A 22,173-nucleotide genomic window follows, 5' to 3' on the forward strand; every position below is an offset into this window, starting at 1 on the left:
GGCCATTCCCTTCGGATGCCGCCGCTCGCCGCTGCCTGCGTGGAATTCCCCTTCCCGTACCCGCAGTTCTCCGAGAGGTCTTCTCCGATGCGTCAATCGTCCGTCGTTTCGCGCCGCGTGGCAGCGACCGCCGTCAGTCTCGTCCTGACCCTGGGCGTCGCCGCCTGCGCGGGACCCGAGGACACCGGCGCCACAGGCGGCACCTCCGGCAAGGCCGCGGGCGCCCCGCAGCGGGGCGGCACGCTCACCGTCCTCAACGCCGAGGCCCAGACCGACTTCGACCCCGCCCGCCTCTACACCTCCGGCGGCGGCAACGTCCCCTCCCTCGTCTTCCGTACGCTCACCACCCGCAACCGCGAGGCGGGCGCCGCCGGCACCCAGGTCGTCCCCGATCTCGCCACCGACACCGGCCGCCCCAACAAGGACGCCACGGAGTGGACGTACACGCTGAAGGAGGGCCTGAAGTTCGAGGACGGCACGCCCATCACCAGCGCCGACATCAAGTACGGCATCGAGCGCTCCTTCGCCGCCGAACTCTCCGGCGGAGCCCCGTACCTGCGCGACTGGCTGATCGGCGGCGACACCTACGAGGGTCCCTACAAGGCCGCGTCCGACGGAAAGAAGGGCAAGGGTCTCGCGTCCATCGTCACTCCCGACGCCCGGACCATCGTCTTCAAGCTGAAGAAGCCCGAGGGCGAGTTCCCCTTCGTCGCCACCCAGACGCAGTTCACCCCCGTCCCCAAGGCCAAGGACACCGGCGCGAAGTACGAGGAGCACCCCGTCTCCTCCGGCCCGTACAAGGTCGTCAAGAACGAGAACGACGGCGAGCGCCTGGTCCTGGAGCGCAACGAGCACTGGGACGCCAAGACCGACGAGGAGCGCAAGGCCTACCCGGACAGGATCGACGTCAGGTCCGGGCTCGACGAGGCCGTCATCAACCAGCGCCTCGCCACGTCCACCGGCGTCGACGCCGCCGCCGTCACCACCGACACCAACCTCGGCCCGGCCGAACTCGCCCAGGTCGGCTCCGACAAGGCGCTCGCCGCCCGCGTCGGCACCGGCCACTTCGGCTACACCAACTACCTCGCCTTCAACCCCAAGGTGAAGCCCTTCGACAACCCGAAGGTGCGCCGGGCGATCTCGTACGCGATCAACCGCACCAGCATCGTCAACGCCGCCGGCGGCTCCGCGCTCGCCGAGCCCGCCACCACCTTCCTGCCCGAGCAGAAGTCCTTCGGCTTCACGGCGTACGACCACTTCCCGGCCGGGAAGACCGGCGACCCGGAGAAGGCCAGGGCGCTCCTCAAGGAGGCCGGTCACCCGAACGGGCTCACCATCACCCTGCTGCACTCCACCGCCCAGAACCGCGCCACCAGCCCCGAGATCGCCACCGCCGTCCAGGAGGCCCTCGGCAAGGCCGGCATCAAGGTCGAGCTCGACGGCCAGGAGCCCAACTCCTTCAACGAGAAGCGCTGGAGCGTCAAGGACGCGCCCGGCTTCTTCCTCTCCCGCTGGGGCGCCGACTGGCCGGCCGGCGGCCCGTTCCTCGCGCCGATCTTCGACGGACGCCAGATCGTCACGAACGGCTCCAACTACAACCACGCCCAGCTGAACGACCCGGCGGTCAACAAGGAGATCGACGAGATCAACAAGCTCACCGACCTCAAGGCCGCCGCCGCCCGCTGGGGTGCGCTCGACAAGAAGATCGGCGAGCAGGCGCTCGACGTGCCCCTTTTCCACCCCGTCTACAAGCGGCTCGTCGGCAAGAACATCAAGAACGTCGTCATCAGCGACTGGACCGGCGTCCTCGACGTCTCGCAGGTCGCGGTCAAGTGACGTCCGTGACCTCCCTGACCGACACGCCGGCGCCCGTGGCGGGCATCCCCGCCACGGGCGCCGCCCGGCAGGTGTGGCGACGGCTCCGCACCCGCCCGGCCGCCCTCGTCTCCGCCGCCGTCCTGCTCCTGCTCGTCCTCCTCGCCGTCGCCGCGCCGCTGCTCGCCGCCCTGGAGGGCCAGAACGCGAACACGTACCACGACGACCTCGTGGACTCGGCCCGCGGCGGCGTCCCGTACGGCGCCTTCGGCGGGGCGAGCGCCGACCACTGGCTCGGCGTCGAACCCGGCACCGGCCGCGACCTGTTCGTCCGGCTCCTCTACGGCGCCCGGATCTCGCTGCTCGTCGCCGTCGGCGCCACAGCCGTCCAGATCCTCATCGGCGTGCTCGTCGGACTCGCCGCCGGGCTCGGCAGCCGCTGGGTCGACGGCGTCCTCGGCCGGGTCACCGACGTCCTCGTCGCCCTCCCGATGCTGGTCCTCGCCGTCGCCCTGACCGCCGTCGTCCCGCGCGGCTTCCCCCGGCCCCTGCTGCTGATCCTCGTCATCGGCTTCCTCGGCTGGGCCGGGACCTCCCGGATCGTGCGCGCCCAGACCCTCACCCTGAAGAGCCTCGACTTCGTCGCGGCCTCCCGCCTCGCGGGCTCCGGGCCGTGGCGGACCGCCCGCCGCGAACTCCTGCCCTCCCTCGCCGCCCCCGTCATCACGTACGCGGCGATCCTCGTCCCCACCAACATCGTCGTCGAGGCGTCCCTGTCCTTCCTCGGCGTGGGCGTCACCCCGCCCACCCCGTCCTGGGGACAGATGCTGTCGACCGCGCAGACCTGGTTCCGCGCCGACCCCTCCTACGTCCTGCTGCCCGCCGGACTGCTCTTCGTCACCGTGCTCGCCTTCACCGTCCTCGGTGACGCGGTCCGCACGGCCCTCGACCCGCGCGAGGCGAGCCGGCTGCGCGTGGGCACCCGTAAGGAGTCCCGTCGGGATTCCCCTGAGGAGGCTTCCCGATGACCCGCTTCGTCCTCAAGCGGCTCGCGGGTGCCGTGCTCGTCCTCCTGGCGCTCTCGGTCCTCGTGTACGCGCTGTTCTACCTCGCGCCCGGCGACCCCGCGCGGCTCGCCTGCGGCGAGCGCTGCAACCCGCAGCAGATCGCCCAGGTCCGCGAGCAACTCGGTCTGAACGAGAGCGTGTTCGTCCAGTACCTGCATTTCCTCCAGGGCGTCTTCGCCGGCCGCGACTACTCCACCGGCACCTCCGTCGTGCACTGCGACGCCCCCTGCCTCGGCCTCTCGTACCAGAGCGACCAGCAGGTCACCCAGCTCGTCCTGGAGCGGCTCCCCGCCACCGCCTCCCTCACCCTCGGCGCCATGGTCATCTGGCTGGTGATCGGCGTCGGCACCGGACTGCTCTCCGCGCTGCGCCGCGGCGGCCCCACCGAGCGCCTCCTGACCCTGCTCACCCTCGCCGGGACCGGCACCCCCGTCTTCATCCTCGGGCTGCTGCTCCTCATGGCCGTCTGCGCCTACCTCCAGTGGCTGCCCTTCCCCAGCTACGTACCGCTCGGCGAGAACCCCGAGCAGTGGGCCTGGAACATGCTGCTGCCCTGGCTCACCCTCGGCTTCTTCGAATCCGCCAAGTACGCACGGCTGACGCGTAGTTCCACCCTGGAGACGCTCGCCGAGGACCACATCCGCACCTTCCGCGCCTACGGGGTGGGGGAGCGGTCCGTCGTCACCCGGCACGCGCTGCGCGGCGCCGTCCCGCCGGTGATCGCGGTCAGTGCGGTCGACCTCGGCTCGATGTTCGGCGGGGCCGTGCTCACCGAGTCCCTCTTCGGCATCCCCGGGCTCGGCAAGACCCTCATCGACGGGGTCCGCGCCATCGACCTGCCCGTGGTGGTGGGCGTCGTCATGGTCACGGGCACCTTCGTCGTCCTCGCCAACGTCCTCGCGGACCTGCTGTACGCCGCCGCCGACCGAAGGGTGGTCCTGACGTGACCCCGCTCGTCGAAGTACGCGACCTCACCGTCGAGTTCGCACGGTCCGGCGATCCCGTCCGGGCCGTCGACGGCCTCTCCTTCACCCTGGAAGAGGGCCGCGCCCTCGCCCTCGTCGGCGAGTCCGGCAGCGGCAAGTCCACCGTCGCCGGCGCACTCCTCGGCCTCCACCGGGGAACGGGCGCGAAGGTCGGCGGCACCGTACGCGTCGGCGGCATCGACGTCGCCGCCGCAGGCGCCGGCGAGCTGCGGCGGCTGCGCGGTGGAGTCGCCGCCATGGTCTTCCAGGACCCGCTCTCCGCCCTCGACCCCTACTACGCCGTCGGCGACCAGATCGCCGAGGTGTACCGCGTCCACGCCGGAGGCTCCCGGCGCGCCGCCCGCGCCCGCGCCGTCGAGGTCCTCGACCGGGTCGGCATCCCCGACGCGGCCCGCCGCTCCCGCTCCCGCCCGCACGAGTTCAGCGGCGGCATGCGGCAGCGCGCCCTGCTCGCGATGGCCCTTGCCTGCGAGCCCCGGCTCCTCGTCGCCGACGAGCCGACCACCGCCCTCGACGTCACCGTGCAGGCCCAGATCCTCGACCTGCTGCACGAGCTGCGGCGCGAGACGGGCACCGCGCTGCTCCTGGTCACCCATGACGTGGGCGTCGCCGCCGAGAGCGTCGACGAGGTGCTGGTGATGCGCGCCGGCCGGGAGGTCGAACGCGGGCCCGTGGACGGGGCGTTGGGCGCGCCGGCGGAGCCGTACACGCGGAGGCTGCTCGCCGCCGTGCCCCGGCTCGACGGGCCGGTGCGCGAGCCGCTGGAGAAGGGGTCGCCGCTTCTCGAAGTCAGCGACCTCCGGCGGGTGTTCGGGCGGGGACCGAAGGCGGTGACCGCGGTCGAAGGTGCCTCGCTCACCCTCCACGCGGGCGAAACCCTGGGCGTCGTCGGGGAGTCCGGCAGCGGCAAGACCACCCTCGGCCGCATGCTGGTGCGGCTCCTCGACCCGACCGGCGGCCGGCTCCGTTACGGGGGTACGGAGATCGGCGCCCTGTCGGAGCGGGAGCTGCGCCCGTACCGCCGCGAACTCCAGATGGTCTTCCAGGATCCGGTCGCCTCCCTCAACCCGCGCCGCTCCGTCGGCGAGTCGATCGCCGACCCGCTGCGCGTGGCGGGGGAGCGCGACGAGACCCGGATACGGGGCCGGGTGCGGGAGCTGCTCGACCGCGTGGGGCTCGACCCCGACCGGTACGAGGCCTATCCGCACGAGTTCAGCGGTGGGCAGCGCCAGCGCGTCGGCATCGCCCGTGCGCTCGCCGCCGAACCCCGGATGATCGTCTGCGACGAACCCGTCTCCGCGCTCGACGTCACCACCCAGGCCCAGGTGACCGCGCTGCTCGCCGAACTCCAGGCCGAGCTCGGCCTCGGGCTCGTCTTCATCGCCCACGACCTCGCCGTCGTCCGGCAGGTCAGCGACCGGGTCGCCGTCATGCGCGCGGGCCGGATCGTCGAGCAGGGCACGGTGGCCGAGGTGTACGGCGCACCCCGGGACCCGTACACCCGGCAGCTGCTCGCCGCCGTCCCCTCGCTCGACCCGGCCCGCGCGGCGGAACACCGGGAGCGGCGCCGGGAACAGCGGCAGGAGGAGCGCCAGGAACTGGCCGTCGCCTGACCCTCCGTGACCACCCTGGCGCGTAGCGCGACAGAACGCGACCGGGGTGGGAAAGTTACGTGCATTCACCCCTTCTGGTGGTGCGACGGACAACCGTCCGTCGCACCACCGGTATCTCCGCTTACGTTCTTCCCGCTGCGAGTCGCCAAACCAACGGTGGCCGTCGTCAAGGGAGATCGGGGGTGCACTCATGCGGATCGGACTGCTCACGGAGGGTGGCTACCCGTACGCCACCGGGGAGTCCGGACTCTGGTGCGAGCGGCTCGTACACGGACTCGGACAGCACCAGTTCGACCTGTACGCCCTCGGCGGATCCGGTACCCCGCGGCCCCTCCCCCCGAACGCCCGGGTCGCGCGCACCGCGGCCCCCGGGAGCCCCGACGCGGCCGCCGCCTCCAGGAACCTCCTCGAACGGACCGCCTTCGGCAACCACCGCGCCGCCCGCCGCGCCTACGGCCGACGCGAGCGCCGCCGCTTCACCGAGGCCTTCCACCAGCTGGCGGTGGGAGTGTGCGAGGAGGGCGAGACCTACGGGCAGGGCGAGACCGGCGGGCAGGGCGAGACCGACGGCTCCTTCGCCACCGGCCTCTACGCGCTCGCCGAACTCGCCCGCGAGCGAGGCGGACTACCCGGCGCACTCCGCTCCGACGACGCCGTCCGCACCCTCGAATCCGCCTGCCGCGCGCCCGGCGCACGCCGGGGCGCGTCCGCTGCCGGACTCCCCGACCACCTCGCCTTCGCCGAGCACCTGGAGCGCACCCTGCGCCCCCTCTCCCTCGACTGGTACGCAGAGGACGCGCTCGGCGCCGCCGATCTCTGCCACGCCGCAGGCGGGGGCACCACCGCCGTCCCCGGTCTGCTGGCCAAACGCTTCTTCGGAACCCCGCTGCTCGTCACCGAGTACGGCGTACAGCTCCGCTCCCACTACCTCTCGGCCACCGGCGCCGACCGCTCCGCCCCCCTGCGCACCCTGCTCGCGGCCCTCCACGGCCGGCTCGCCGCCGAGATCTACCGGCAGGCCGCGCTCCTCACCCCCGGCAACGCCCACGCCCGCCGCTGGCAGGAGAAGTGCGGCGCCGACCGGGCCCGGATCCGCACCGTCCACCCCGGCATGGCGGCCGACCGCTTCGCCGAGGTCGGCGAGGACGAGGAGAGCGGCGACCCCGCCACCCTGGTCTGGGTCGGCCGGGTCGAACCCGCCAAGGACCTCATCGCCCTGCTGCACGCCTTCGCCGAGATCCGCGCCCGGCAGCCCGACGCCCGGCTGAGGATCGTCGCCGTGCCCGTACCGGACCCGGGCGCGGGCGCGTACCTCGCCCACATCAAGGGGCTCGCCGCCCAGCTCTTCCCCGACGAGGCCGCCGGGGCGCACGCCGTCGGCGAGAACCCGGTCACCTTCGAGGAGCTCGGTGGCCCCGAGGCGCCCACCCTGGAGGACACCTACGCCTCCGGCGCGGTCGTCGTCCTGTCCAGCGTCGTCGAGGGCTTCCCCGCGAGTCTCGTCGAGGCGATGTTCTGCGCGCGGGCCACCGTCTCGACCGACGTCGGCGCGGTCGTCGAGATCATCGGCGGCACCGGCCTCGTCGTCCCCCCGCGCAACCCCCGGGCGCTCGCCGACGCCTGCCTCGCGCTGCTCCGCGACCCCGAGCGCCGCTACCGCCTGGGCGCCGCCGCCCGCGCCCGCGCGCTCGAACTCTTCACCGTCGAACAGAACCTCGCCGCATTCCGCGGTATCTACCTGGAGCTCCTCTCCCACGCGCCGGTGCGCCACCGCCCCGGGGACGGCGTGCCCTTCGCCCACCCCGCCGAGGCACACGTGCCGGGCAGCTGGGCCCCCAAGGCCGTGGCCGCCGGGACAGGAGCCCCCGATGCCTGAAGGAGACACCCCCATGCGCGGCTCCGCCGCCCCGACGAGCCCCGGAGCCTGGGACGCCCGCTCCGAGGCCCTCCTCGGCGCCCCCGCACTGACCCCCCGCACCGGCGGCGCCCTCGACCCGCGCACCCCCGAGGAGCCCGTCGACGCCCCGCCGTCCGGGATAGCCCCGGCCCCGGGGGAGGCCGCCGCGGGGCCCCAGCGGGAGGGCGACACGACGACGCCGCCGCGGCCGGACGCCGACCGTGAGCCGCCCACCGCCCCGGCGGCGGACGGCACACCGCGTACGACCACCCGGCCCGGCCCGCCGGACGCGACCGGCCCGGCGGATCCCGGCCCGACAGGTGCGTCCGCCCCCCGCCCCCGGCGCGGCACCGCCGACCCCGTCAAAGTGCTCATGCACCGGCACCGGGAGCTCTGCGCGCGCGCCGTCGACCCGCTGGAGATCGCCGCCGGGCTCGAAGCCCAGGGGTTCACCGACCGGACCGCCGCACGGTTCCGGCACCGGGACGTGTTCTCCCTGGCCGAGGAGCTGTACGCGCGCGTGCCCCGCGGCAGCGACACGGCCGCGCCCCCTCCGCCGCCGCCGCGCGACACCGACGCCTGGGCACTCGCCGTCCTCACCCCCGGCGCCGCCGCCGCGCTCACCGGCATCGGGCTCGCCGTCACCCACGGGCCCGTGCGTCTCGCCGTCGGCGCGACCGGGACCCTGCTGCTCGCCGCGGCGCTCTTCCTCGCCGTCCGGCGCGGCCCCTTCCGCGCCCCCGACGGCGGGACCGTGCCCGCCGCCCGGCTCTGGACCGCATGGCTCCTGGCGTACGCGGTCGGCGGCGACGGGCTCCTGACGCAGGTGCTCAGCGGGGGCCCCGACGGCCCCTGGGACCTGGCCCCCGGCCCGGTCCTGGGCCTCGCGCTCGCCGTCGCCCCCGCCGCCTGGTGCGCCCGCCTCTTCGCGAACCGGGCGCGCCGCCGGATCGCCGACAGCCGGGGCCTCGCCGACTTCGCCGCCGGGACCCGCCCGCTGCTCCTCGGCACCGTGACCCTTCAGCTGCTCGCCCTCACCGTCCTGCTCGGACTCACCGGGTTCAGCTCCGGGGCCCTGGCCCTCGGCGCGCTCCTGCTCTTCGCCCGGCTCCTCACCGTCCACGGCTTCCCCGAGACGGCCACGGCCGCCCTCGCCGCCGCCGGCGCCGCCGAGGCGCTCGCCCTCGCGAGCGTCCTCGCCGCCCGAGTCCCCGTCTCCGGCTTCGACGTGCTCGCCGCCCCCGTGCGGGCCGTCGTCGACGCCTGGGGTCCCGGGGCCGTACCCACCCTCGTCTGCGGCGCCGCCGCGCTCGGCCTGCTGGCCCACGCGACCACCGCCCTTGCCCGGGCCTCGGCCCATGCCACCCCGTGAGAACCCGCCACCACCCCCGTCGGAGGCCGGGCGACCACCGCACCTCCCACCCCGCCGAGCCTCCCGGCAGGAAACCTCTTCACACCCGCGGAGCCGACGCCGCGGGCGTGCCCTGTCACCTCTCTCATCACCCCGCAAGGAGACCGAAGACATGACCCCGCAACCCCAAGGAACGGCCGGTCGGCACGAAGGGGCCGCACGATGAGGGTGCTACTGCTCGGAGCCAACGGCTTCATCGGCCGTTTCGTCGCCGACCGGCTCCTCGCCGACCCGGCCGTCCACCTCACCGCGCTCGGCCGGGGCGACGACGCCGACGTGCGCTTCGACCTCGCCTCCGGCAGTCCCGGCGCGCTGACCCGCTTCCTCGACGCCGTCCACCCCGGGGTCGTCGTCAACTGCGCCGGCGCCACCCGGGGCGGCGCCCGCGACCTCACCCGGCACAACACCGTCGCCGTCGCCACCGTCTGCGAGGCCCTGCGGCGCAGCGGCTGCGGCGCCCGGCTCGTCCAGGTCGGCTGCGCCTCGGAGTACGGGCCCAGCCAGCCCGGTTCCTCCACCGCCGAGGACGCCGTGCCCCGCCCCGGCGGCCCGTACGGGGTGTCGAAGCTGGCGGCGACCGAACTCGTCCTGGGTTCTGGCCTCGACGCCGTGGTCCTCCGGGTGTTCTCGCCCGTGGGCCCCGGCACCCCCGCCGGCTCGCCGCTCGGCCGTCTCGCCGAGGCGATGCGCCGGGCCATGCAGGCCGGGGACGGCGAGCTGAAGCTCAGCGGCCTCGGCGTGCAGCGGGACTTCGTCGACGTACGGGACGTGGCGCGGGCCGTGCACGCGGCCTCGCTCTCCGCCGCCCAGGGCGTCGTCAACATCGGCACCGGCCGCGCGGTCCGGCTCCGGGACGCCGCCGCCGTCCTCGCCAGGGTCGCCGGCTACTCCGGCAACCTGCACGAGCTGGACGCCCCGCACGGCATTCCGCAGCGCCCGATGATCGGCGCCCCCCGCAGCGAGGGAACCATCGCCGACCAGCTGGCCTCCGCGCCCTACCCGTACCCCGACGGCTGCGGGCCCTGGCAGCAGGCCGACGTCCGCACCGCCCGCGACCGGCTCGGCTGGCGGCCCCGGATCAACCTGGAGGAGTCGCTCGCCGACATCTGGATGGAGGCGGCGTGTCGCATCTGACGGCGACCACGGGGGCGGTGAAGGAGGCCCTGGGGGTGGGCGTGCCCGGCTACGCCCACCCGCTGCTGGCCCCCGTCGAGTGGGGCGAGCTGACCCGCCCCGGGACCCCGCTGCACTGGGCGGTGCTCAATGTGGCGGAGGGGCCGGGCAGCCGCCCCGACCCGCACTGTCTGGAGGCGGCGGGGAGGCTCCGTAACGCCGGGGTCAGGGTCCTCGGGCACCTGGACGCGGCGTACGGCTCCCGGCCCTTCGGGGAGCTGGTCTCGGACGCCCACCGCTTCGTCGACTGGTACAAGGTCGACGGCTACTACCTGGACCGCTGCCCCTCGGACCGGACGGACCTGGCCGGGGTGCGGCGGGTCACCGCGACCCTGGAGGCGGTCCTCGGCGGCGAGGCCCATCTCGTGCTCGGCCACGGCACCCATCCCCATCCGGGATACGCCGAGACCGCCGATCAGCTGGTGACGTTCTCGGGTGGCTGGACGGACTACCGCTGGTCGCAGGTGGCCGAGTGGACGGCGGAGTACACGGAGGCGAAGTTCGTCCATCTCGTGCACGGGGTTCCGCGCACCCACCTGGACGAGGCCCTGCGGATCGCCCGCTGGCAGGGGGCCGGAACGATCTTCTTCACCGATCGTTCGGGGGCCCCGGGACAAAGTGCGCCATTCCACTCGCTGCCCGGCTACTGGGACGAAATCGTCTCGCGGATCGGACCGGGTGTCTCGGAATGAGAAGGAGCGTGGCAGTGTTACGGGGAGAACAACCGTACTGACATACCGACAACCGGAGTCCCCGTGTCGCTGCCACCCCTGGTCGAGCCGGCTGCCGAGCTCACCGTAGACGAGGTCCGCAGGTACTCCCGCCACCTGATCATCCCGGACGTCGGGATGGACGGGCAGAAGCGGCTGAAGAACGCCAAGGTGCTGTGTGTCGGTGCCGGTGGCCTCGGCTCGCCGGCGCTGATGTACCTGGCCGCCGCCGGCGTGGGCACGCTCGGCATCGTGGAGTTCGACGAGGTCGACGAGTCGAACCTCCAGCGCCAGATCATCCACAGCCAGGCCGACATCGGCCGCTCCAAGGCCGCCTCGGCGCGCGACAGCGTGCTCGGCATCAACCCGTACGTGAACGTGATCCTCCACGAAGAGCGGCTCGAAGCCGAGAACGTGATGGACATCTTCAGCCAGTACGACCTGATCGTCGACGGCACGGACAACTTCGCCACCCGTTACCTGGTGAACGACGCCTGCGTGCTGCTGAACAAGCCGTACGTCTGGGGTTCGATCTACCGCTTCGACGGCCAGGCGTCCGTGTTCTGGTCCGAGTACGGCCCCTGCTACCGCTGCCTCTACCCGGAGCCCCCGCCGCCGGGCATGGTCCCGTCCTGCGCCGAGGGCGGCGTCCTGGGCGTGCTGTGCGCGTCCATCGGCTCCATCCAGGTCACCGAGGCCATCAAGGTCCTCGCCGGCGTGGGCGACCCGCTGGTCGGCCGCCTGATGATCTACGACGCACTGGAGATGCAGTACCGCCAGGTCAAGGTCCGCAAGGACCCGAACTGCGCGGTCTGCGGCGAGAACCCGACCGTCACCGAGCTCATCGACTACGAGGCCTTCTGCGGCGTCGTGTCCGAGGAGGCCCAGGAGGCGGCGCTCGGCTCCACGATCACTCCGAAGCAGCTCAAGGAGTGGATCGACGACGGCGAGAGCATCGACATCATCGACGTCCGCGAGCCGAACGAGTACGAGATCGTCTCGATCCCGGGCGCGCGTCTGATCCCGAAGAACGAGTTCCTGATGGGCACCGCCCTCCAGGACCTCCCGCAGGACAAGCGCATCGTCCTGCACTGCAAGACGGGCGTCCGCAGTGCGGAGGTCCTCGCGGTGCTGAAGTCCGCGGGCTTCGCGGACGCCGTGCACGTCGGCGGCGGCGTGATCGGCTGGGTCCACCAGATCGAGCCCGAGAAGCCGGTCTACTAGTCGGCCGAACGGAAGGGCCCGGAACTCCCCGCGGGGAGATCCGGGCCCTTCCGCGTGTCCGTCCTCAGCAGGTCGTGCCGTACTTCGGGACCGTGCCCTTCAGGAAGTACCCGTCGACCACGTCCGTCACGCAGCGCGAGGTGCCGTAGGCGCCGTGGCCCTCGCCCTTGTTGGTGACCAGGACGCCGACCCCGTCGCCGAGTTCCCGCGCCATCTTCTCCGCGCCCTCGTACGGGGTCGCGGGGTCGCCCGTCGTGCCGACGACGAGGACCGGGGCGGCGCCCGGGGCGCTCGCCTCCGGGGTCGCCCGCTCGCCCTTCACCGGCCACCCGGCGCACCAGCCGGCCGTGTCCCAGGCGAGGAACGCGCCGAACACGGGGGAGAGACGCCGGAATTCGGGGATCAGCGCCTTCGCCTCCGCCGCGGTGGGCCGCGCGCTGGAGTCGGCGCAGGAGATCGATCGCTGGGAGTGCGACTGAGTGGCGTAATGGCCGCTCGCGTCACGGTCGTTGTAGTGGTCGGCGAGTTCGAGCAGGGCGCCGCCGCGACCGCCCTCGGCGTCCGCCAGGGCCGCCGTCAGGAGAGGCCAGTTGGACTGCCCGTACAGCGTCACCGCGATCCCGGTGAGCGCCAGGCCCTCGGTGAGCCGTCGTTCGCCGACGGTCAGCGGAGCGCGGTCGAGCTTCCGCAGCAGGCGGGAGATCCGCTCGGTCCCGGCCTTCGGGTCCTGGCCGGTGCTCTTCAGGTAGTTGTCCAGGGCCCGCTGGAAACCGATCGTCTGGTGACGGGCGTGCCCGGCGGTGTCGGCGGTCGGGTCGACGACGGCGTCGAGGACGAACCTGCCCACGTTCTTCGGGAAGAGATGGGCGTACGTGCCGCCGAGCTGCGTCCCGTACGAGATGCCGAAGTAATGGAGCTTCGCGTCCCCGAGCACCTGCCGGATCAGGTCCAGGTCGCGGGCGGTGGCGGTGGTCGTGGTGTACGGGAGGACCGTGCCCGAGCGGCGGGCGCAGCCGGCGCCGAAGGCGGCGCTGTCCTTGAGGTACGCGGCCTCCTCGGCGTCCGAGTCCGGAGTGAGGTCGATCGTGGCCTCGGCGGTGGCCTGTTCGGCGTCGGTCCGGCAGACCACCCCGGAGCTGCGGCTCACACCGCGCGGGTCGAAGCCCACCAGGTCGTAGCGCTCGCCGAGCGTCCCGTACTCCTCCGCCGCCCGGGGCAGGATGTCGACGCCGGAGGCTCCGGGGCCGCCGAAGTTGAAGAGCAGCGAGCCGATGCGCTCGCCCTCGCGGCCGGCCTCCTTGCGGATCAGCGCGATCGGGATCGTCGCGCCCTCGGGCTTCGTGTGGTCGAGCGGCACCTGGACGGTGGCGCAGCGCCACTCCGCACCGGGCCGCTGCCCGCCGCCGTCGTCGGGGGCCGCGCAGCGCTTCCAGTCGGGGCGCTGACCGGTGAGCGAGGCGGGCAGCGGGGGAACGGCGGCGGCCGAGGACCCGGTGGCGGTGGCCGAGGGCTTGGCGTCGGTGGTCGGCGGCGGGGCCGTGCCGGGGGTGGCGGCCGGCGAGCCGTCGCCCGCGCTCGTGCAGCCCGCGACCAGCAGTCCGGTGACGGCCAGGACCGCCGCCCGTATCCGTATGGACATGTGTTCCCCCCAGGAGCCCGTCAGGGCGGCCCATCCTAGGTCGTCCCTCCGGGCTACTTGCAGACGGTGCCGGAGGCCGGGACCTTTCCGTCCAGGAGGTACGCGTCGACCGCCTTCTTCACGCACGCGCTGCCGCTGTTGTAGGCGCCATGGCCCTCGCCCTCGTACGTCAGCTCCACGCCGACGCCGTCTCCGAGCGCCTTCACCATCGACCGGGCGCCCTCGTACGGCGTGGCCGGGTCGCCGGTGTTGCCGACGACCAGGATCGGCGCCGCATCGGGGGCGGAGACGTCCGGGTGCTCCCAGGTCCCGGCCACCGGCCACTGCGAGCAGCCGGCCAGCGCCCAGCCCATGAAGTCGCCGAAGACGGGGGAGGCCTCGCGGAAGGTGCCGAGCCGCTCCTTGGCCTGGCCGAGGGTGTAGCGCTCCTTGAAGTCCACGCAGTTGATGGCGGCGTTGGCCGCCTGGATGTTGCTGTAGGAACCGTTCTGGCCGCGCCCGTTCATCGAGTCCGAGAGGGTGAGGAGCAGCGCCCCGTCGCCGCCCTCGGCATCGGAGAGGCCCTGCTCCAGATAGGTCCAGTACTCCTTGGAGTAGAGGGCCTGCGCGATGCCGTTGGTGGCCTGCGTCTGGGTGAGCTTGCGTTCGCCGATGCCGGCGATCGGCTCCTCGTCGAGGGAGGCGAGGAGATCGATCACGAAGGTCTCGATCTCGGCGACGGTCGAGCCGGGCAGGGTGCACTCGTCGCCGCGGTCCACACAGTCCTGGGCGAAGTTGTCCAGGGCGAGCTGGAAGCCCTTCGCCTGGCCGAGCGCGCCTTCCTCGACGCCCGCCTCCGGGTCGACGACCGCGTCGAAGACGGCCCGGCCGACGTTCTTGGGGAACAGATGGGCGTAGACGCCGCCGAGTTCGGTGCCGTACGAGATGCCGAAGTAGTGGAGCTTGTCGTCGCCGAGGACCTGGCGCATCAGGTCCATGTCCCGGGCGGCGTTCTCGGTGCCGACGTGCGGCAGGGCCGGGCCCGCGTCCCTCTCGCAGCCGGCCGCGTACTTCTTCTGCGCCTCGGAGAGCGTCAGCTCCTCGGCCTCGTCGTCGGGCGTGAAGTCCAGGGCGTAGTAGGCGTCGAGCTCCTTGTCGGTCGCGCATTCGACCGGTTCGCTGCGGCCCACCCCGCGCGGGTCGAAGGACACCAGGTCGTAGCGGCTGCGCAGGGTCTCGTAGTCCTTCGCGAAGCTGGGCAGTCCGGTGATGCCGGAGCCGCCGGGCCCGCCGAAGTTGAAGACGAGCGAACCGATCCGCCGGTCCTTGTCGCGGGCGGGAGCCCGGATCAGCGCGAGCTCGATGGTCTCGCCCTCCGGCACCGACCAGTCGAGCGGCGTCTGGAGGAAGGAGCACTCCCAGGCGACGTTCCCGGGGAGCGGGGCGGGCGGCTCCCCGCCGCCCTCGGCGGCGGACGGCGCCGGACACGGCGCCCAGGCGAGCTTCTGGGCCGCCAGCGCCGAGACCCCGGCCGAGCCGCTCGGGTCCGCCTGGTCCGCCGCCTTGTCGCCCCCGTCCGAGCACCCGGCGGCGAGCAGCACGGTCGTGGCGGTGAGCAGAGCAGCGCGCTGGGCGGCGGAGATCGGCATACGCCCATGGTGGGCCGCCGCCTCGGCCGCCGCGCGGGACGGAGGTCCATGCGGGTGGCGCCCAGGGGGTGTCCGGCGGATCAGGACCGGGCGCCGCGGCCCCGGCCTGATCCGCCGGACAGGCCCTGAGGGACTCCGCTGCTCACAGCGCTTCGCGTTTCGTCAGCCAGTTGAAGCAGATCCAGCCCGGGAGGACCGGGATCCACAGGGTCAGCAGGCGGTAGAGCAGGACGGCCGGGGTCGCGACCTCGATGGGGAGGCCGACCGCCACCAGACCCAGGGTGAGCGCGTACTCGACCGCTCCCACGCCGCCCGGGGTCGGCGCCGCCGAGCCGAGCGCGTTGCCCGCGAGGAAGACGACGGCCACGCTCGCGTAGCTGATCGACACGTCGTTGTGGTCGAAGGCCCGGATCGAGGCGTCCAGGCAGAGCACGAAGGTGAGGGTGAGCAGCAGCATCCCGCCGATGCCGGTGACCAGCTTCATCGGCCGCTGGAGCACGTCCAGCATGCGCGGCACCACACCGGCGAAGAGCGAGCGCAGCCGCGTCGAGACGAACTTCCGCATGAACGGGATCGCCGTGACGACGAGCACGAGCACCGCGACCGTGAGGAGGCCGGCGATGACCGTCCTCGACGGGGTGAAGGACTGCGACCGCTCCGTTCCCGTCAGATAGCCGAAGGCGAACAGGAGCAGGATGTGCGCCCCGAGCCCGAAGAGCTGGGAGGCGCCGACGCTCGCCACCGCCAGTCCCGGCCGTACGCCGGAGCGCTGGAGGAAGCGGGTGTTCAGGGCGACGCCGCCGACCGCGGCCGGGGCGACGATCTTCACGAACGACCCGGCGACCTGCGCCACCACCGTCCGCCAGAACCCGACCCGCTCCGGCACGAAGCCGAGCAGGCTCATGGCCGCCGCCACATAGCTGACCGCGGAGAACAGCACCGCGGCCGCGACCCACCGCCAGTCCGCCTCGCTGATCGTCGACAGCGGCGTCTGGGAGATCTGCGACAGCAGGAAGTACGCGGCGACCGCGCCCGCGATCAGGCTGACCAGGGTCCGCGGCTTGATCCGCTCCAGGCGGACCGGCTCCGCCGGCGCCTGCGGGCGGATGAGCAGCACCTGCTGCCGGATCTGGGCCAGCAGGTCCTCCTCGCGGGCCTCGTCGAGCGCCGTGTCGAGGGCCCGCTTCTCGGCCTTCTTGTCGGCCTTCTTGTCGGCTTTCTTCTCGGCCTTCGTCTCGCCCCGTACGGAGGTCGGATCGGCGGCGGCCTCGGCCACCCGGGCCTTCGCCAGCTCCCGTTCGTGCTTGGCCGCCTCCGAGGCCGCGAGTACGGCCTCCCGCTCGCGTGCCGACCGTTCGCGGGCCAGTTTCCGGAGCGTCGCGCGCGTGGAGCGGCTCAGCGCGATCGGCTGGAGCAGGGGCAGACAGTCGGCGACGGTGTCCGGCCCGAGGACCTCGACGGCCGAGGCGACCGCCCGCTCGGCCCCGACCCGCAGACCGAGGGTGGTGAGCAGCTGGGCGATGTCCATCCGCAGGATCAGATCGCCGGCCGCGATCTCGCCGCCCCGCAGATCGGTGAGGATCACCCTGCCGGAACGATCCACCAGGATCGCGTCGCCCGTGAGCCGGCGGTGCGCGATCCGGCGCGACTGCAGCGCCCGTACCTGCCGCCAGGCGCTGCGGACCAGCTCGTCGGTGATCTCGTCGTCGTCGAGGGAGTCGAGGCTCCGGCCGCCGACGTGCTCGTAGACGAGCATCACGGCGTCCGGACCGAGCTCGGAGGTGGCGATCAGCTTCGGCGCGTTCGCCCCGGCGGCGATCGCCGCGTACGCGAGGAGCGCCTCCTGCTCCAGCGCCTGCCGCAGCGAGACGATCGACCGGCGGGTGGTGATCGTCCGCAGGGTGATCCGCCGCCAGGCGCGGTAGAAGAAGCCGTGCGCCTGCTGCTCGCGGTCGACGACGGTGACGTCGAGCGGCGGTCCGTCCTCCAGCGTCACGATGTACCGGCGGCCCCGGTCGCCGCTGTCCGAAGAGTCGGGCACGCCCTCGGCGCGCAGCGCCGTGACCGGCCGGAAGCCGACCCGGCGCAGACCGGCGAGGAGGGTCTGCCCGGTGGGCCGGACGTTGGGGGAGCCGACCGCGTACAGCGTGCCGTACGCCACCGTCCAGCCGATCAGGACGGTCAGGATGATCGAGAGCGCGGTGGTGTAGCCGGCCACCAGCATGGTGAACGCGTCGAGCAGCAGCACCGCCCAGAGCGACACCCGCCAGCGGGGTCTGCGGGCCATGCCGACGGCGGTCATGTACGCGATCACCGGGGCGAGGTAGTTGTGCACGGGGTCGGTGAGCCCGCCGCCGGACGCCGGCTGGGTCAGCGCGTCCTGGATGGTGCCGGGCGCGGCCTGGGCGACCCAGAGGTCGGTGGCGAGGGTGACGCCGTGCGCGAGGACGGCGGCGAGGACACCGTCCGCGATGCGCAGCCCGTCACGTTTGATCAGGCGTTCGATGGCGAAGGCGACGGGTACGAGCAGGACGGCGATGGAGGAGACGAGACCGGCGATCTTGACGAAGACATCGGGTGCGCCGCCGGCGCCCTTGTTGATGTCCTCCTCAAGGCCCGAGGTCGTCGCGTGGGCGAACGCGGCGACGGCGATGACGAGCCCGATGGCGAGCAGACCGGCGAGCAGCCGCATCAGGTCGGAGGGCCGGTGGACGCGGGCGGCGAGCAGCGGCTCGTCGCCGGAGACCCGTTCGGGCAGGTCGGGCCGGGCCTCCTCCGGAGGCTGAGTGTCCTGCCCCATCACCATGTCCGTCTCTGCATGTGCGTCTTGTCGTTCTCGTTCTTGCTCGCGATTTCGTTCTTGCTCTGGCTCCAGGCCTTGCTCTCGGCCGTGGTCTTGTTCGTGTATTTGTCGCTCTTGATCTCGTATCACCAGTCACCGCCCGCACGATGGTGGCACGAAGAGCCGCCGCGCGGAGGCATCAGGGCCATGTCGGTGGGGTGAGGCAGGATGGGGCGGATGAGCATGGAGGTGCCCGTGGGGGAGACCGGAGAACTGCCCGAGTACGCGGAGCGGGTGCTCGACGTCGCCGACGGAATCCCGCCCGGCCGGGTGATGACCTATGGCGACGTCGCCGAATGGCTGGGCGAGGGCGGCCCGCGTCAGGTCGGCCGGGTGATGGCCCTGTACGGCGGGACGGCCCCCTGGTGGCGGGTGGTCCGCGCGGACGGCACCCTGCTCCCCGGGCACGAGCTGAGAGCCCTCGACCACTACCGCGAGGAGGGCACCCCGCTCCGCGAGGCGGGCCGCGCGGCCGAGGGACACGCGCCGAAGATCGACATGCGGCGGGCCCGCTGGGACGGAACTCACACCTGAGGGCGTCGGCCGAGGACACACGGGCCGGTCGGGGCACGGGCGGCGGCGGGCGGGGCGCACACGGGACGGAACGGGGTACGGAGTACGGCTCGGCGACGGGCCGTTTCGCGTAACGTCGACGTTCGCGTCTCCCGAGGCGACGGCGGGCCGGAGAGCCCGCCGGCCGGCCACGGCGGACGGCCGCCTCACCCGCACCACCACTCCCACCAGGACCGGCGACCCACGTGAGTACCTCCTCGACCACCCGGCGTACGCCGCCGCACCAGGGACAGCCGTACCCGGGTTCGGGACGGCAGCGGACCCCGGGCGCGTACCGACTGGTGCGTACCACGCCGGCCCCGCTGGATCCCCCTCAGCTGGACGCAACCCAACGGGAAGTGGTTGACCACGCCGGCGGACCTCTTCTCGTCCTCGCCGGACCCGGCACCGGCAAGACGACGACCCTGGTCGAGGCCGTCGCCGCCCGGATGGAGAACGGCGCCGACCCCGAACGGCTCCTCGTCCTCACCTTCAGCCGCAAGGCCGCCGTCGAACTCCGCGACCGCATGGCCGCCCGGCTCGGCGGCCGCCGCCCGCCTCAGGCCACCACCTTCCACTCGTACTGCTACGCCCTGATCCGCGCCCACCAGGACGCCGAACTCTTCGCCGAACCGTTGCGGCTGCTCTCCGGACCCGAGCAGGACCTCGCCGTACGCGAGCTCCTCGCCGGCCACATCGACCTGGAGAAGGCCGGCCTCGGGAGCATCCGCTGGCCCGACGAACTGCGCGCCTGCCTCACCACCCGCGGCTTCGCCGACGAGGTACGGGCCGTCCTCGCGCGCTCCCGCGAACTGGGCCTCGGACCCGAAGCCCTCGCCGACTTCGCGCAGCGGGTCGGCCGGCCCGACTGGAAGGCGGCGGCCGGCTTCCTCGCCGAGTACCTCGACGTCCTCGACCTCCAGGGCGTCCTCGACTACACGGAGCTCGTCCACCGGGCCGTGCTCCTCGCCGAGGACATCAGCCTGCCCGCGTACGACGCGATCTACGTCGACGAGTACCAGGACACCGACCCGGCGCAGGTCCGGCTGCTCCACGCGCTCGCGGGCGATGCGACAGGGGCCGCCCGAAGAGCGTCCGTGAGGGGCGGTGGTCGGGCGACGGGCGGGAGCACGGTCGTCGCCTTCGGCGACCCCGACCAGTCCATCTACGCCTTCCGGGGTGCCGACGTGAACGGCATCCTCGACTTCCCCGCGACCTTCGGCGGCGCCGACGTACGCGTCCTGCGCACCGCGCGCCGCTCGGGCGCCGAACTGCTCGGCGCGACCCGAACGCTCGCCCAGCGGATGCCGATGCCCCGCCTCCCCGCCGACAAGGTCCGCGCCCACCGGGACCTCGCACCGGTGCGGGACGGGGGCCGGGCGGAGGCGTACACGTACCCCACGGCCTCCGCGGAGGCCGAGAACATCGCCGACCTGCTGCGCCGCGCCCACCTGGAGGACGGCGTCCCCTGGCAGGACATGGCCGTCCTCACCCGAGCCGCCGCCTCCCTCCCGTCCCTCCGCCGCGCCCTCACCTCCGCGGGAGTCCCGGTGGAAACGGACGCGGCGGACACCCCGCTGAGGCACGAGCCGGCGGTGGCCCCCCTGCTGCTGGCGCTGCGTGCCGTGGCCTCGGTCGTGGGCATGCGTTCCGCCGGAGCGGAAGGGGTGGTCACGACCGACGACGGCGTCGCACCCGACCCCGAGCACGTGGAGCCCGACGCCACCGCGGAATGGCTCCCCACAGAGACCGCCCTGGAGCTGCTCGCATCGCCACTCGCGGGAGTGGACCCGGCCGACCTCCGCCGGCTCGGCCGGGCACTGAGGGACGAGGAGCGCGCCGCGGGCAACAAGGTCCCGCCCCCCTCCGACGTCCTGCTCGCCCGCGCCCTCGCCCAGCCCGAGCGCCTGGTCGCGCACGATCCCGCGTACTCCCGCGGGGCCCACCGCCTGGGCGACCTCCTCCGCAAGACCCGGGTGCTCCTCGCCGACGGCGGGACCGCCGAGGAGGCCCTCTGGGTGCTCTGGAGCGGCACCCCCTGGCCGGGCCGACTGGAGCGCGCCGCTCTCCGCGGCGGGCCCGCCGGGCGCAACGCCGACCGCGACCTCGACGCCGTCTGCGCCCTCTTCGAGACCGCCGCCCGCGCCGAGGAGCGCGTCGGCGGCCGCGGCGTCCTCAACTTCCTCGAAGAGCTCGACGCCCAGGACATCGCCGCCGACACCCTCACCCGCCGCCACACCCGCCCCGACGCCGTCCGCCTCATGACCGCCCACCGTTCCAAGGGTCTGGAATGGAGCTTCGTCGTCGTCGCCGGTGTCCAGGAGGGTCTCTGGCCCGACCTGCGGCGCCGCGGCTCCCTCCTGGAGGCCGACCGCATCGGCCGTGACGGCCTCGCCGAGCCCCTCACCCCCGGCGCCCTCCTCGCCGAAGAGCGCCGGCTCTTCTACGTGGCCGCCACGCGCGCGCGTGACCGGCTCGTCGTCACCGCCGTGAAGGCCCCCGCCGAGGACGGCGACCAGCCCTCCCGTTTCCTCACCGAGCTGGGCGCCGAACCGAAGGACGTGCCCGGCCGCCCCCGCCGCCCGCTCGCCGTCTCCGCGATGGTGGCCGAGCTGCGGGCCACCACCGTCGACCCGGACGCCTCGCCCGCGCTCCGCGACGCCGCCGCCCACCGCCTGGCCGAGCTCGCCGCGCTCACCGACGAGGACGGCCAGCCGCTGGTCCCGGCGGCGCACCCGGACCGCTGGTGGGGCCTGTTCGAGCCGACCCGCGGCACGGAGCCGCTGCGCGAGCGCGACCGGCCCGTCGCCCTCTCGCCGAGCTCCCTGGAGAACCTGGTCGGCACCTGCTCCCTGCAGTGGTTCCTGGGCCGCGAGGTCAAGGCCGCGGCCCCCGCCACGGCAGCCCAGGGCTTCGGCAACGTCGTCCACGTCCTCGCCGACGAGGTCGCCTCCGGCCGTACCCCCGCCGACCTCGACGTCCTCATGGCCCGCCTCGACTCCGTCTGGGACGCCCTCGCCTTCGACGCCCCCTGGAAGTCGGCCCAGGAGAAGCAGAACGCGCGCGTGGCCCTCGAACGCTTCCTGAGCTGGCACGTCATGGACCGGGGCGGCCGCACTCCGGCCGCCTCGGAGCACGGCTTCGACGTGACCCTGGAGGCGGGCGCCTACGAGGTCCGCATCCGGGGCTCCATGGACCGCGTCGAGACCGACGAGCACGGCCGCGCGTACGTCGTCGACTTCAAGACCGGCAAGGCCGCCCCCACCCGTGACGAGGTCGCGAACCACCCGCAGCTCGCCGTCTACCAGCTCGCGGTCCGCGAGGGCGCCCTCGACGAGGTCTTCGACGGGCGGCGGCCGGAGCCGGGCGGCGCCGAACTCGTACAGCTGCGGCAGGGCGCCCCGCAGAAGGAGGGCGGCGACGCCCTCCCCAAGGTCCAGGCGCAGGAACCGCTCGCCGGGGAGTGGGTCGGCGAGCTGCTCGCCAACGCCGCGGGCCGGGTCCTCGACGAGCGCTTCACGCCCAGCACCGGCCAGCACTGCACGACCTGCTCCTTCCGCGCCTCGTGCAGCGCACAGCCGGAGGGCCGCCAGGTCGTCGACTGACGAGACGGCCC

The 22,173-nt window shown here is 73.5% G+C and carries 14 protein-coding genes; 11 read left to right on the forward strand and 3 right to left on the reverse strand.

What is annotated here, in order from left to right:
* Nucleotides 1-87: 87 nt before the first annotated feature.
* From OG514_RS19185 to moeZ, 9 genes are all read left to right on the forward strand, one after another.
* Nucleotides 88-1,836: an ABC transporter substrate-binding protein gene (locus OG514_RS19185; RefSeq protein ID WP_266896336.1), complete on the forward strand. Its 1,749-nt coding sequence runs from the start codon at nucleotides 88-90 to the stop codon at nucleotides 1,834-1,836.
* Nucleotides 1,837-1,841: 5 nt separating this feature from the next.
* Complete coding sequence (locus OG514_RS19190; protein ID WP_266896338.1) at nucleotides 1,842-2,843, forward strand: ABC transporter permease; 1,002 nt, start codon at nucleotides 1,842-1,844, stop codon at nucleotides 2,841-2,843.
* Complete coding sequence (locus OG514_RS19195) at nucleotides 2,840-3,829, forward strand: ABC transporter permease (RefSeq protein ID WP_266896340.1); 990 nt, start codon at nucleotides 2,840-2,842, stop codon at nucleotides 3,827-3,829. The genes OG514_RS19190 and OG514_RS19195 overlap by 4 nt, the downstream gene beginning before the upstream one ends.
* Nucleotides 3,826-5,481: an ABC transporter ATP-binding protein gene (locus OG514_RS19200; protein WP_266896342.1), complete on the forward strand. Its 1,656-nt coding sequence runs from the start codon at nucleotides 3,826-3,828 to the stop codon at nucleotides 5,479-5,481. The genes OG514_RS19195 and OG514_RS19200 overlap by 4 nt, the downstream gene beginning before the upstream one ends.
* Before the next feature lie 190 nt (nucleotides 5,482-5,671).
* The gene (locus tag OG514_RS19205; protein WP_266896344.1) at nucleotides 5,672-7,357 is read left to right on the forward strand and encodes a glycosyltransferase; all 1,686 of its coding nucleotides are present in this window, start codon (nucleotides 5,672-5,674) and stop codon (nucleotides 7,355-7,357) included.
* The gene (locus OG514_RS19210; RefSeq protein ID WP_266896346.1) at nucleotides 7,350-8,750 is read left to right on the forward strand and encodes a hypothetical protein; all 1,401 of its coding nucleotides are present in this window, start codon (nucleotides 7,350-7,352) and stop codon (nucleotides 8,748-8,750) included. Before OG514_RS19205 ends, OG514_RS19210 begins: the two co-directional genes overlap by 8 nt.
* A gap of 201 nt (nucleotides 8,751-8,951) precedes the next feature.
* Nucleotides 8,952-9,923 carry an NAD(P)-dependent oxidoreductase gene (locus OG514_RS19215; protein WP_266896348.1) on the forward strand — a complete coding sequence of 324 codons (972 nt, stop codon included), beginning with the start codon at nucleotides 8,952-8,954 and terminating at the stop codon, nucleotides 9,921-9,923.
* Complete coding sequence (locus OG514_RS19220; protein ID WP_266896350.1) at nucleotides 9,911-10,654, forward strand: spherulation-specific family 4 protein; 744 nt, start codon at nucleotides 9,911-9,913, stop codon at nucleotides 10,652-10,654. The genes OG514_RS19215 and OG514_RS19220 overlap by 13 nt, the downstream gene beginning before the upstream one ends.
* A 63-nt stretch (nucleotides 10,655-10,717) precedes the next feature.
* Nucleotides 10,718-11,896, forward strand: coding sequence for an adenylyltransferase/sulfurtransferase MoeZ (gene moeZ / locus OG514_RS19225; RefSeq protein ID WP_266896352.1), 1,179 nt, complete (start codon nucleotides 10,718-10,720; stop codon nucleotides 11,894-11,896).
* Between the two features lie 64 nt (nucleotides 11,897-11,960).
* Here moeZ and OG514_RS19230 read toward each other — a convergent pair whose 3' ends face one another.
* From OG514_RS19230 to OG514_RS19240, 3 genes are all read right to left on the reverse strand, one after another.
* Nucleotides 11,961-13,535 carry an alpha/beta hydrolase gene (locus OG514_RS19230; protein ID WP_266896354.1) on the reverse strand — a complete coding sequence of 525 codons (1,575 nt, stop codon included), beginning with the start codon at nucleotides 13,533-13,535 and terminating at the stop codon, nucleotides 11,961-11,963.
* Between the two features lie 53 nt (nucleotides 13,536-13,588).
* Complete coding sequence (locus OG514_RS19235) at nucleotides 13,589-15,163, reverse strand: alpha/beta hydrolase (protein ID WP_266896356.1); 1,575 nt, start codon at nucleotides 15,161-15,163, stop codon at nucleotides 13,589-13,591.
* A 142-nt stretch (nucleotides 15,164-15,305) separates the two neighbouring features.
* Nucleotides 15,306-17,963 (reverse strand): lysylphosphatidylglycerol synthase transmembrane domain-containing protein, encoded by a 2,658-nt coding sequence (locus OG514_RS19240; RefSeq protein WP_266896358.1) that lies wholly within the window; start codon nucleotides 17,961-17,963, stop codon nucleotides 15,306-15,308.
* Between the two features lie 210 nt (nucleotides 17,964-18,173).
* On the opposite strand from OG514_RS19240, the gene OG514_RS19245 reads away from it, so the two are divergent.
* Together OG514_RS19245 and OG514_RS19250 are read left to right on the forward strand one after the other, a co-directional pair.
* Nucleotides 18,174-18,539, forward strand: a complete 366-nt coding sequence (locus OG514_RS19245; protein ID WP_266896360.1) for an MGMT family protein — start codon at nucleotides 18,174-18,176, stop codon at nucleotides 18,537-18,539.
* A 224-nt stretch (nucleotides 18,540-18,763) separates the two neighbouring features.
* Nucleotides 18,764-22,162, forward strand: a complete 3,399-nt coding sequence (locus tag OG514_RS19250; protein WP_266896362.1) for an ATP-dependent DNA helicase — start codon at nucleotides 18,764-18,766, stop codon at nucleotides 22,160-22,162.
* The last annotated feature ends 11 nt before the right edge of the window (nucleotides 22,163-22,173 follow it).

Origin of the sequence: Streptomyces sp. NBC_00572 (assembly GCF_026341815.1) — a bacterium.
Classification (GTDB): domain Bacteria; phylum Actinomycetota; class Actinomycetes; order Streptomycetales; family Streptomycetaceae; genus Streptomyces.

Coding starts and splice junctions, on each gene's coding strand:
- OG514_RS19185 (WP_266896336.1), top strand. CDS start 88: ATGCGTCAATCGTCCGTCGTTTCGCGCCGCGTGGCAGCGACCGCCGTC.
- OG514_RS19195 (WP_266896340.1), top strand. CDS start 2,840: ATGACCCGCTTCGTCCTCAAGCGGCTCGCGGGTGCCGTGCTCGTCCTC.
- OG514_RS19205 (WP_266896344.1), top strand. CDS start 5,672: ATGCGGATCGGACTGCTCACGGAGGGTGGCTACCCGTACGCCACCGGG.
- OG514_RS19210 (WP_266896346.1), top strand. CDS start 7,350: ATGCCTGAAGGAGACACCCCCATGCGCGGCTCCGCCGCCCCGACGAGC.
- OG514_RS19215 (WP_266896348.1), top strand. CDS start 8,952: ATGAGGGTGCTACTGCTCGGAGCCAACGGCTTCATCGGCCGTTTCGTC.
- OG514_RS19230 (WP_266896354.1), bottom strand. CDS start 13,535: ATGTCCATACGGATACGGGCGGCGGTCCTGGCCGTCACCGGACTGCTG.
- OG514_RS19235 (WP_266896356.1), bottom strand. CDS start 15,163: ATGCCGATCTCCGCCGCCCAGCGCGCTGCTCTGCTCACCGCCACGACC.
- OG514_RS19240 (WP_266896358.1), bottom strand. CDS start 17,963: ATGGGGCAGGACACTCAGCCTCCGGAGGAGGCCCGGCCCGACCTGCCC.
- OG514_RS19245 (WP_266896360.1), top strand. CDS start 18,174: ATGGGGCGGATGAGCATGGAGGTGCCCGTGGGGGAGACCGGAGAACTG.